At 58.0% G+C, this 12,402-nt stretch carries 5 protein-coding genes; 4 read left to right on the forward strand and 1 reads right to left on the reverse strand.

The genetic code is table 11. From position 1 onward, the window contains the following. The first annotated feature begins 100 nt into the window (after positions 1-100). From QQJ98_RS08455 to QQJ98_RS08470, 4 genes are all read left to right on the forward strand, one after another. Positions 101-6,328 (forward strand): hypothetical protein, encoded by a 6,228-nt coding sequence (locus tag QQJ98_RS08455; protein ID WP_284324914.1) that lies wholly within the window; start codon positions 101-103, stop codon positions 6,326-6,328. Further along, entirely contained in the window at positions 6,277-7,032 is a 756-nt protein-coding gene (locus QQJ98_RS08460) for a hypothetical protein (RefSeq protein WP_284324915.1), read from the forward strand. Before QQJ98_RS08455 ends, QQJ98_RS08460 begins: the two co-directional genes overlap by 52 nt. Before the next feature lie 660 nt (positions 7,033-7,692). Next, positions 7,693-7,947 (forward strand): type II toxin-antitoxin system HicA family toxin, encoded by a 255-nt coding sequence (locus QQJ98_RS08465; protein WP_284324916.1) that lies wholly within the window; start codon positions 7,693-7,695, stop codon positions 7,945-7,947. Further along, positions 7,944-8,285: a type II toxin-antitoxin system HicB family antitoxin gene (locus QQJ98_RS08470; protein WP_284324917.1), complete on the forward strand. Its 342-nt coding sequence runs from the start codon at positions 7,944-7,946 to the stop codon at positions 8,283-8,285. The genes QQJ98_RS08465 and QQJ98_RS08470 overlap by 4 nt, the downstream gene beginning before the upstream one ends. 97 nt (positions 8,286-8,382) lie before the next feature. Here QQJ98_RS08470 and QQJ98_RS08475 read toward each other — a convergent pair whose 3' ends face one another. Further along, the gene (locus QQJ98_RS08475) at positions 8,383-11,859 is read right to left on the reverse strand and encodes a class I SAM-dependent DNA methyltransferase (protein WP_284324918.1); all 3,477 of its coding nucleotides are present in this window, start codon (positions 11,857-11,859) and stop codon (positions 8,383-8,385) included. Positions 11,860-12,402 lie beyond the last annotated feature (543 nt).

Consider the following 12,402-nt stretch of genomic DNA (forward strand, 5'->3'; position numbering starts at 1 on the left):
CCCGCCAACGGTGACCAAAATTGATTGAAGCAGCACCCCGCCCTTGTGAAAGCCGACAAGTTTGATTGAAGTGCCTCGGTGGGCGACGTAGAGTTAAACTGTGCTGCAATCATCGGATCTTTCGAAAAATACAGAGGCCAGCGCTCTGACCGCACCTCTTCGCCCCGTGGAAAATGTCCTTGGGGTAAAAGGGATCGCGAATCCGCAGGCACCAAGCCGGTCGGGTGATCGATATCATTATGTTCGTGCGGCTCGCCTGTGCCTGACGATGCTTGCCGCGCGCCCAACTCTCAAGAAGGTTGTGATCGAGGGAGCCGCGGCCGACGACAGGGCAACTGGTGGCGAGGATGTCATCGACCTCGCGTTATACAGCGACGATCGTGGCGGCGAGGGAAACCGGATCGCCTACCGCCAGTTTAAGCACTCCCTTCTTGCTGCCGATGAGCCCATGACGGCTAGTCATGTTATCGTTACGCTTCAAGGGTTTGCCGCGCGGTTCCAGAGCGTTGTTTTGGAAGAGGCCGCAACCGAAAAACCGATGCGCCACGAGTTCGAGTTTGAAACGAACCGTCCGATTTCACCGGCGGTAGAAGATGCGCTGCAAGAGCTGCGAGAAGGTAGGGCGACGACTACCAGTGCATACCTTCGTAGATCGTTGCCATTGAAGGGTGACGATTTACAGGCTTTCGCTCAGCGGGTTCGCCTGTTGCCACGTACGGCATCGCTTAGCGGAGAACGTATAGAACTGAACCTCGACGTTTCCGCCTACCTGCCGGATGCTGATGGGGATGTGCCCACGCGGCTGGTCGAAATGATTGCAGACAAGGCTGCAAAGCCGAACGCTCCAGATCTTGAGATTACGCGGCTTGACGTCCTCCGGCAAATGGACTGCGACGAGCATGCTTTGCGACCTGCACCATCCCTTCTCAAACGCCCGTCCGGAATTATAAGCCGTCCGATTCTTGCGGATTTGCTGGACGCCATCGTTCAATCCACAACTCCCGTAATCTTGGAGGCGGAAGGCGGGGTCGGCAAGTCCGTCGCGGCCACGCAACTCCCGGAACTGTTGCCGGAAGGCAGTGTCTGCGTAGTCTATGATTGCTTTGCCAATGGCAGCTATCGCGATCCATCACAGCCGCGCCAACAGCCGAGACAAGCCTTTGTGCAGATGGCAAACGAATTGGCATTCCAGGGGCTCTGCGATCCACTGATCCCTTTCAACCGGGCGACCGAGGATTCGTACGCGCGGGCGTTCCTTGCACGCATGGGCCAGGCAGCGCTCTCTGTGGCCGCAACTCCAGGCGCTGTCGTCATGCTGATCATTGACGCAGCAGATAATGCCGAAATGGTAGCATCAGAGCGAAAAGAAGCTGCCAGCTTCGCGCGCGGTCTACTTAGGATGACCTGGCCGGAACGGGTTCGCATCGTTTTAACGACACGTCCTGAACGCCGCGCCCTACTTGAGCCACCACCTAGTATGCTGCATCTTGTTTTGCCGCCGTTCAACGATTCCGAGTCAGCGTCGCATCTTCGAAGTCGTTATCCCGCTGCTTCCGATACATTGGCGCTTGGGTTTCACCGATTGACCTCTGCAAATCCGAGGCTTCAGCGTGTCGCGTTGGACACCTCTGAAGATCTCGATGGGTTATTCGACCACCTCGGCCCTAGACCTTTAACCATTCAGGATGCGATTGAGGGCCTGCTAAACAAGGCAGTTGCAGAAGTTCGGGACAAAGCTGGACCGCTCGAAAGGGATGCCGTCGACAGAATCTGTCGAGCTCTTGCGGTCTTGCGACCATTTGTTCCTCTAGACGTTGTTGCCCAAGTTGCTGGCGTGGAGCCCTCTTCGGTTCATAGTCTTGCGAGCGAACTTGGGAGAGCACTCATCATCAATGATGGTGCGGCTCAGTTTTCAGATGAGCCTACCGAAACATGGTTTCGCCAGAATTTTCGCCCAGATATCAATGCCGTCCGCTCAATAATTGAGCGGCTTCGGCCACTTACAAAGAATAGCGCCTATGCATCTGCTGCGCTGCCTCAACTCTTGCTGGAGGCAGGCGAGATCAACGAAGTAATCAAACTCGTCCTCGAGGACGTTGGCCTGCCAGCCAGCGACGAACTTGGTCGGCGCGATGTTCGCGCGATGCGACTGCGTGCTGCAACTCAAGCCGCGCTGCGTTCCTGTCAATATGCAGATGTCGCAAAGCTTGCTTTCAGAACAGCGAATGTTGAAGCAGCCGAGACGCGCCAATTGGGTCTGATTTCGCGTAACCCTGACCTTGCCGCCCGCTTCATTACTCCCGAGGCTGCGGCTGAGCTCGTCGCAAGGCGCAAGATCGGTGGTGGAAACTGGCAGGGATCTGATAACGCGCATCAAGCTGCATTGTTCGCCGGATACGAGCGCTTTCACGGGGACGCGGTCGGGCGCTTGCATACTGCATGGGCTTGGCTCGAGAATTACTTTCGTAGGCGGCATGAAGCGGAAAACGACCGAAGCCAAGTGGAGATTAACGACGAGATTGTAGCGATGGCTTGGGCTCAGTTCGAACTTTGGGGGCCAGAATCCTGCGCGGCCTTTCTGCGCACTTGGCGTCCGCGCAATGTATCATTTTTGGCAGGTCGCGCCGTTTGTGCTCGCCTCGCCGATGCGGGGCGATATGACGACCTGCAAGCTGTTGTAGTAGCGGCTGGAAACGACATCTTTTTAGGCCTAGCCGGAACACTTGAACTTTACAGTATAGGCCTGACCCCATCTGCGGCGACTATTAGACGCCTGTTCCGAATGGTTGCCGACCGCCGCGTTGATATCGGACGGCTTGGCCTCAGAGACCACGAGCGCACCGAGCTTGTTGCTATCGTCGCCTTGTCGGTCGCAGCATTAAAGTCCCGTGCCGTATCGCAGCGCTCCGTAACGAAGTTGCTAAACCGATTTGTGCCGCCTGTGGCAGGATATGAACTGGATTCAAGTTGGCACGACTCATCGGGTCGTCGAGACGCACTCCTCAAGGGGTTCGCTCTCCGCGCTATCCTAAATGGGCGTTCGCTTACCATTGATCGGCTGCGGGATCGAAAAGGACGCAAAAACACCAGTTCTGGAGATCATCGCCAACGGGAAAGCGTCGCCCCTATCTTGCCATGGTATGTGCTTTGGGCTGAGGTTACTTTGGGACGAGCGCGCGCTGGCGACGTGTCCAATTTGATAGCGCAGGCCGACAAAGAAACTTCAAAAATTCGCGGACAGATTTACCGTGATCATGACGGAACCCTTGATGACAGGTTGATGCTTCGCGCTGAGCTCCTCCAGCGCAGTGAAGCCGACGCGGCGGCCTGGGGGGCAGTCGATAGCTGGTATCCCACTCCGACGCAAAAGGGGCAGCGCGCTTCGATAAGGACGGTTGCGACAATTATACGCCGTGCGGCTCGAAACACTGCGCTGCACGGATTCGCATTGGATTTGGCTTCAAGATCGGCTGAAACGCTTGGCATTTTGTACGAAATGGCTGAATCAACTATCGACGCACAGCTACTGCTTGCGCGCGCCCTTCTGTCGATCAGTGAGCCAGAAGCCCAAGCTCATTTCAATGCTGCTAGCGATGGCGCCGAACGTCTCGGTGAGGAAAACCATGATCGTTGGAACACTTTGCTTTCTATTGCGACTGTTGCTGGCCGAACCGCCAAAGATCAGCCCGAGTTGGCTTACCGCCTCGCGCGTTTTGCTGAACCGACACACGAGCATCTAGGCAAATCCAGTTATCTCGATTGGGAACGCACAGTTAGGTCGCTTGCTCGGCTATCACCAAATTCTAGTCTGGGTATTCTATCCCGTTGGGCAGACAGGGGATTCGGTATTCCCGACGATGAATTGCATGTTGTCTTGCGCACATTGGTTGACGACGGCGTCCTGAGTGGCGATCTAGCAATGCTAATGTTTTCCAGCCACGATCAAAATCCGGCGAGTGCTTTGGCCGATGGCCTCGATGCCGGTGTGTTGGTTGACGCGGTCCATGATATCGCGAGACGCTACGTTAGCGTCGAGGACCGATCCGAACATATATGGCGCGAAGTTCGATCGGTCGCCACGCGCTATGGCATATATTGGCCTTGGCTTGACGACGTCGCAAACGCATCGATCATGGCGGTGAGCCGCGACCAAACGCAGGTTGCATCGACTCCGGCACACGAGCCGGACTGGCAGAACATCCTCTTGGGCGTAGATCTGGCGACCGCAGATGGGCTTCAAGAAGTCATACGTCGTGCGAAAAGTGAAGGCGGACCAAGGCTCTATGAGTGTTGGCGAGTCCTGCCCAAATGGGTGCCCGCCGGGAAGGAAGCAGGCTATCTTGCCGCGCTCGCCCAGATGGATGAGTTTTCCCTTTACGAGTTGTTCGAGCTTCTTGACCGAATACCAACGACTTGGCTGGCGAGAATGGCGGTTCCAGCAGCGATGGAAGCATTGGTGCGAACAGTCGTTCGGCGAAGTCCCTACCAAATCACATTCGCATCTTGGTGGATGAAAGATCAGACCATGGCCAAACTGGCCAAAATGATCCGAACGACAGAGGCATCGCTTGCCCAAGACGCATTGCAAACGATTGCGGAGGAAGAGCGTCTTGGCAGCGCAGCTGACCTTTTCCACATCGCAAGTCTGGCCGCGCACGCTTGCACTCCGGACGATGCGGCCTCGGCATTAGGGTTTGCACTGGCAGAAATGGATGATGCGCTGAACGTAGATGACGGCGACGGTCCATGGCGTCAGGAACTTGTGCCGCAAGGAACAGTCATTGAAGTGCTTTCAGATTATCTTTGGTCGATGCTGGGCTCACCAGATGTCAAAAGGCGGTGGCGCGCCGCGCATGCTGTCCGGTGTCTTGTTCGATGGGGGCCAGAATGTGTGCTGCAAAGGCTTTGTCAGGATGTGTCGACTGGCAAAATTGCCGCCCTGCAGGACCATCGGCTTCCGTTTTACAGGCTCCATGCAGAGGAGTGGCTTTTGGTTGCCTTGGAGCGCGTTGCAGTGGATGCTCCTCAATGTGCCAGTGCATCGGTGGGTTTCCTTGCACAAAAGGTAAAGCCAGATGAAAAACATGCCAGGCTGAGAGGTTTGGCGGCCGGCATTCTTCAGCGGCTCAATGATGCTGGAATAATCGACATAACATCCGAAGAACTTGCGCGGCTCGGTTCGATCAATACGGATCGGTCGAGGCCGTCGGTACCGAAGCCTGAGGAAGCGTTGGCAAACGTGGAAAAGGGCGGTCGCCTGTACTTCCACTATGACAGTCGCGACAGCCTGCTCCGTCCTTTGTCATCCGCTTTCAAGATTAACGAAGACGACGCAAGCAAGCGCCTTGAGCCGATCATGCGGAAACTTGCAACCAATGAAGTCGGGAATGTTTTGGCAACTGACCCTAGGCGGGAGCGGGGGATCATCCGAAATGATGACTATCATGGCCGACGAGGGCGCCAACCAGACGACTGGTGGGCGTATATATCGAGGCATGCGGTAATGACATTGTGTGGCCAGTTGCTCGATGGCGACACGCCCGGCAATGGAAACGATGGCTACTTCGGGCCCGCTGGATTTCTGGCAAGGCAAGGATTGTCTTCACCGAAAGGAAGCACCTGGGCTGCTGATCGCCGCGAAGCCGTGCCAAACTCCTGTCGATTGATCACGTCTGTTCCAAGCAATGCTTGGTTGGCTCAAATCAGTGAAGTGGACCCCGAAGCCCTCGTTGAATTGAGTGATGAACTCTGCATTTGGGGGCGATGGACTGCGCGAAGTGGTTCGTTGCTTAGATCGGTGACTGTTTCCAGCGCACTGGTCTCGCGGGGAACGGCACCGGCTCTGGTCCGGGCACTGGAAACAGTGGAAGACCCACATGCATATCGGCTTCCTGACTCAGACCAACATTTCGAAATTGGCGTTCCCGGCTATGTGCTTCGCGGCTGGGTGTCGGACAATGATGCTATGGCGGACTTCGATGCACGAGATCCTTGGGCCGGAGACCTTCCCTTGGGAACGCTAAAGCCTCGGTCGTGGATCGCCAATCGTTTCGGCATAAATGACGACAAGGAAGATGGTCGCTGGACGTGCAATGACCCCACCCATTTTATGCGGCGACAGTCTTGGTCGACCGGTGAACGCTATGGGGACGAAGAGACCGATCGCGGTGATCGCCTTTTGGCCTCGCGAGCGATCATAGATAAGATCTGCGGGACTACAGGCATGGCGTTGCTTCGCGAGGTAACCGTTACGCACGATTTGGTAGGGAAGAACACATGGGACGGAAAGATGCGAAACAGCAAGGTGAGCCTGCGCTTGATTGGGTAAGCAAAGGCGGCCACCGGGACGCTGCCATTTTAAAGCTTGGCCGGATATTGGTTCGACAGCTCGGGCTGGTACGTGAGACAGACACGCTCGCCAGGTGGATGGCTCATCACATTGCGGAACTCATTCACGATGCCGAAACCGCGCAGGGAGACTCCGCCATAGGCGCACGCTTAGCGTGCCAAGATGCGATCATAGCACTGTGGGCCCACCGTGCAGGATTGCCTGGTCGGGCACCACACTCGGAATTGTTGGACGGCTGGACAAAACTCTTGCGATCACAAAACGCGTCTCAGTTCTTTCCGACAATTAGGTCTTCTCAAACAACGGGGCAAGTTCAAAGGTCTGAAACTGAAACATATTTGCAACTCGCCCTAAAGTTGCGAACGATGGTCGATCCACTGATCCGCGCGGCCCTGCACCTCGCAGTTCAAGCAGCGGACCCCGCCGAGGTTGAAAAAGTCAGCACAATAGCCGAAGCGCAGCTGGAAGATGAGGAAACCAAGGTGACACGGATCCTGATTGGCTGGTCGGAGAAACGATTACCCGAGTCGAATGAGATGAAAGCTGAGGTGAGAAAGGTCGTCGAGGATATCGTCAAAGGGGCGGAGGACATTCTTGATAGCCTCGAACGTCTTGCAACCAAAGAGGAATTGTCCGGAAGCGGAAATGATGACGAGGCAACCACCTCGTTGAGCAAATTGTAGTGCCGAAACTTTGCGACCGTCGGCTTCGTGTAATTCGGCGTGTTCACCCTCGCAGAAAGCGCTTTCTGTGATTTGGCGCAGCAAAATGGCGTAGTGGTTCAAAGTGCCACCATCGCCCCTGTGAATTGCGTCTGGGTCAGTTTTGAAGCGGCAATCGCTGAGATTTTTTTTTGATGCGCGTAAGCATCGCATCGATCTCGCGCTTTGCGGCGAGGAAAACATTACGGGTTTTTTCGTTCGGTGTGGTGGCGCGGCGGTAGTTCTTGCCGGTTTCTCCGCCTTGGGTACGTGGTCCTCATGTGCGCAATTTCGCCATATGGGCGGGTCTGATCGGATTAATACAAAGCAATATCAGTGAGATAGCGTTGAGACACTGCAGGGCGGACGGTTGAGGTGGCGAGTTTGTTCTAACAATTCTGGGCTGTATCGTGGGCGATTTGGAAAATTGGTAAGGCCGGGCGGTAGAGGGGGGGATAGTTCGATCAATGTGGCAGCTTCTGCAGTCCGCCGATCTGAGATGACCGATCCTGAACTGCAACGGCGCGGCGCCAACGACGGCAGCGCTATTCCGGCCCCGTTTGACGGCTACCCTATGTCTCAGTCATCACAAACCAAGACAACATGCTTGCAAATAATGATAGCATATCTTATCTAGGCCCAATGAACAGCAAGCACCGCAAGACCCTTGCCACAGTATTCACCGACCCGGTGTCTGGCACCATCGAGTGGTCGGCGGTTGAAAGCTTGCTGTTGGCCGCGGGGGCGCGGCTGATCGAAGGAAGCGGATCGCGGGTGCGTTTCGAGAAGGATGGCGAGGTGGGGACGTTTCATCGTCCGCACCCAGCGAAGGAAGCCAAGCGTTACCAGGTACGCGATGCCCGCGACTTCTTGGAACGGATCGGGGTAAAACCATGACCAACACAATGAACTACAAGGGCTATTCCGCCCGGATCGATTACGACGACGATGACGCAATTTTCACCGGCCGCATTGCCGGTATTCGCGATGGTGTAGGATTTCATGCCGACACGGTGGAAGGGCTTCGTGAAGCCTTTCACGAAGCGGTTGAAGACTACATCGAGACTTGCGCCAAGATCGGCAAAGAGCCGCAGAAGGCCTACTCCGGACAGGTGATGTTTCGGGTCAGCCCCGAGATTCACCGCAAGGCTGCGCTGGCTGCTGAGTTGTCGGGCAAGAGCCTGAATCAATGGGCAGAAGAGGTGCTCGATCGCGCGGCAGGGCATACGCTTTAGGTGGGCATTTCAGCTCTCGACAACGCAGGCTAACTGAAGGTTTCGGCCAAGGGGCACCGCTTACGCCCCTCCGCATGGCATTCTAACTGCAGGAACTTCACGCCGCGAACCTTCCGCCTTCGACCATCCTGGCCTGCCCCAATGCAGTCAGGCTTTCTAGCAGCGGTTGCACCGATGTGGTGCGGGCGCGGGCGAAATGCCTTGCGATTTGTTCGGGGGTAGCCTCGCCCATATCTTGCAGCGTGGCGCGAACAGCGGCGATCTGGTCGGGCAGACGGGTAGGCCAGGGGGTTTTGGCGGTGGTGGCAATGCTGCCCACGTCGAGTTCGGTCTGTTCGCCCTTGGAGGCCGTATGGCCTGCGGGGTTCTGGTAGTCGGGGCGCAGCCAGCGGATCTCGCCGCGCGCTTCCTCGGCCGCGCGGGCGCGGTTCAGGGTGACAAGGTATTGCAGGATTTCATCATCGGTCAGGGTGGCGGGCCAGCCATATGCTTCGGCCACGGCAGCGTCGATCTGATCGTGCAGGTCGCGCAGGATGCCGATCAGGCCCTGATCGTAAACCTCACGATCCTTGCCCTCGATCCGTTCGCCAGCGCGGAGTTTTTCCAACACGTTATACATGCCGGTCAGGGTCAGCTTGGGGTGTTCGGCCTGACGCGCCTTACGATGCGCGTCGAAGTCTTCGCCAAGGGCGCGCAAGCGAGTCTTTTGCGCCTCGGTGGTTTCGGGGAAAGGGAAGGGGTCGAAGCACCGCGATTTGTTGTAGCGGGGATCGTTGCCATAGCCGAGGCGGCCACCCGCAGCCAAAGCCCAGACGACATGAAAGCGGCTGGACAGGATGGAAAGCTGTGCCGCGTCATCAAGGCCGATGGCAATCAGCATGTTGTCGGGCAAGGTTTCCGCACCAAGAAACTGACAGGTCCGGTGCTTAGTCGTCTCAACCGTGGCGATGTAGCGCGGCAAGGCCGCCAGAACCGGACGCATATCCTTGCGGGGTTCACCGTGAATCCACCAGTTGCGTTTGTAACTGTCGCGGTTGTTCTGGTCGCGTTCGGGTTTCACGTTGTCCAGCACATGCTGATACACCGCCGGAAAGCGGCTGCGCACCTCGGCCTCGCTCAGGCCAAACAGATCAATCACCATCACATCGCGCGGGCTGGCAGTCAGATCGCGGCCATTGCGATATTGCCGGATGCGGCGTTCCAGCCCCGGCACGGTGCCAAGACCAAGGGCGCGCGCCTCGGCTGGCGTCACGATAAAGCCCGCGCCATGCAGTTTGACCCCCGGTGACGAAATCCCCTCATTCGCCTTCAGCGCCACCGCCCCGGCCACATCGGCCCCAACCCGCAGGTTGGCAAAGATCGTGCCGCGGTCCATGTTGAACTCTACCTGGCGGCCCTCGGCTTCCTCGTCGCTCTTACCTTCAGACGCCACCGTGAACAGCCGCCCCTCGCGCCGCCCCACCTCGGCCACCGTCATGGCGATGCGCACGGCAGCGCCTTCGCCTGCGTCCACCCAAGGGTGATCGGGAATGGCAAAGATCAGCGACAGCGGGGTTTTCGGGTCTGACAGATGCGGGTCCAGCACCGCGCGGTTGAAGGTTTGGCGCAGCGAATTGGTGGTGATCAGGCCAAAGCGGCGGCATCCCTTACCCTTGCCGGGTTTATAGCCCCGCGCCGCAAGCGCCGCCTTTTCCCACCAGAACATCACCAGATCAGCCGATCTTGGCATCTTGGGGTAGGCCTGCCACAGCGCCTCGGTATAGCCATCACCCAAGGCATCGCGCATCCGGCTCGCCCCGATAAACGGCGGGTTGCCGACGATAAACGTGGCCTCGGGCCATTTGGCGGGGCGGGGTTTCAGATAATCCCAGACTTGGGTGCGCGCCTGCGGGTCGGGCACGCGCTCGCCCGTGACAGGATGCAGGATGGTGCCTGTGCCGTCCCAGCGGGTGACTAGCTGGCCCGTCGCGTCACGGCGTTCAACACGCTTGTCCCAATCCAGCACGGCATCGCGGTTCTCGATATTGCGGAAATCGCGCAGGACTGGTTCAGCCGGGGACGCCTTGCCATGGGTGCGAAAGTGCCATTGCAGATAGCCGATCCACAGCACCAGTTCGGCCACGGCGGCGGCCCATGGGTTCAGTTCCAGCCCGAGAAACTGATGCGGGTCAACGGTGTGGCCTGCCAGCGACAGCGCCCCCTGTTCCTCGCCCAACTCGGTCAGAAGGGCGATCACCTCACCCTCCAGCCGTTTCATCAGCTCCAGCGCCACATAAAGGAAGTTGCCGGACCCGCAGGCGGGATCAAGCACAAGGGTTTCGCACAGTTGGCGGTGAAAGGCGCGGACCTCTGCGCGGGCGTCATCGAGCTTGCCCTGATTGGCGAGGGTGAGGGCTGCGGCCTGCACATCGCGCCAGTCGGCCCGCAAGGGTTCGATGACGGTGGGCATCACCAGCCGTTCGACATAGGCGCGCGGCGTGTAATGCGCGCCCAGCTTATGGCGCTGGCGTTTGTCGAGCGCGCGTTCCAGCAGGGTGCCGAAGATGGCGGGTTCCACCTCGCGCCAGTCATGGCTGGCGGCTTCGATCAGCAGGCCCAGTTGCAGCGCGTTCAGCGGCAGGGCGGTGGCGTCCTTGAACAGAAAGCCGTTGAACTGCTTAAGCTTGATCAGCAGGGTTTCGGATTTCTCGCCCTTGTCCATGGCGCGGAACAGGCCCGCCAGAACTGTATCGGCCATATCCGGCGTGCCGCGCAGTTTGTGCAACAGGGCAGTAAAGCTGCCATGCGGGATCAGATCGACGTCTTCGGCGAACATGGTGAACAGGCAGCGCATCAGGAAGCGGGCGACATCCTCGGGCTGGTGGCCCTGACCTTCAAAGCTGCGGCCAAGCGCCGCCAAGTGGCCCGCCACTTCGCGCGTGACCCGGGCGGCGACCAATGCCGGGTCCAGGCTGTGGGGATCGGTCCAGATGGCGTGCAGGCGGGCGCGCACGGCATCGTCGGCCAGATCCTCCAGCCGGATGCGATAACGATTGCCGTCGGGAAACTGGGTGTAGCCTTGGCCTTGGCCAGAGAAATCAGCATAAACCTCAATCACATGGCCGACTTCGACGATCAGCAGGAAGGGCGGCCAGCCATCGGTGCGCGCAACGGCACGGGCATAGCCATCGGCCTGATTGCGGGCGCGCAGCATGGTGTCATCCCAGCGGGCACTGCCCCGTTGGCCGTGGCCCTGCCGCTGTTTGGCACTATCGGGCAGCAGAGAAAGCTGGTCATCATCGGTGGCCGTGCGATGGACGCCTTGTTTGGCCTCCATAATGAACGATCCACGCCGATAGAGATCGACAAAGCCGCGCGACTGGGTGCCTGTGTGGATGAAGGTGACGGGGCGCTCAAAACGGTAGTCATCGCTTTGGGCATCAGCCGTTGCCGGTTTGGGCGCATCGACGCTTAAGAGCTGGGTCAGTTCGATGGCGAACTGCTGAAAGTTGGCCCGCTCGGACCCGCCCGATGCTTTCCAACGCGTGATGAAATCGTCAATGACCAATGGACTGCCTTCGGGGAATCTGCTCAAGCTTATTCATGGCGGTTCAGGCGTTTGCGCGCAACAGCCGGTTGTTTCAGACGAGGTCTTGATGGTTGCAAGACATCCAGCGCGTCCACATGATAAGGTGCCGATCTTGGCGCTGGGCGCCCTGTAAAATTGGGCAAGTTTTCGGGCACAGTAGGACAGGATTTCAGCGAGTCTACTGGCGCAGCCAAGCTAGGACATGAACTAGACCTCGATATCCTGCCTCCAAAACTATCTCGTAAAATCAAAATGTTGGGACGATAGGTGGACGGACACCGCTTCCGCCAACCACAATCGCAGGTTTCGTATCTTAGGACCCCATGCGGAATTACCGCGTGATTTCCGAGGCGTGCGGAGGAGATTCCGTCTCTGAGACGGCACCTTGCTCGCGGATTGCGGGCAAATCGGGCGCCCGTCTCTGCGGCCTAAAAATGCGGTGCGGTTTGCAGTTTTTGGGAAGATCGAGTTAGAGTTCCAGAGCCTTAGCTTGCTCTTGCCAGTCATGCGGCAGGGTCATGCGCACGATCAGATTGGTCGTCAGATGCC

It is taken from the genome of Cypionkella aquatica (assembly GCF_030161095.1).
Classification (GTDB): domain Bacteria; phylum Pseudomonadota; class Alphaproteobacteria; order Rhodobacterales; family Rhodobacteraceae; genus Cypionkella; species Cypionkella aquatica.

Excerpts from the sequence above, each read along its gene's own strand:
- QQJ98_RS08465 (WP_284324916.1), top strand. The coding sequence starts at position 7,693 with ATGAACAGCAAGCACCGCAAGACCCTTGCCACAGTATTCACCGACCCG.
- QQJ98_RS08460 (WP_284324915.1), top strand. The coding sequence starts at position 6,277 with ATGGGACGGAAAGATGCGAAACAGCAAGGTGAGCCTGCGCTTGATTGG.
- QQJ98_RS08470 (WP_284324917.1), top strand. The coding sequence starts at position 7,944 with ATGACCAACACAATGAACTACAAGGGCTATTCCGCCCGGATCGATTAC.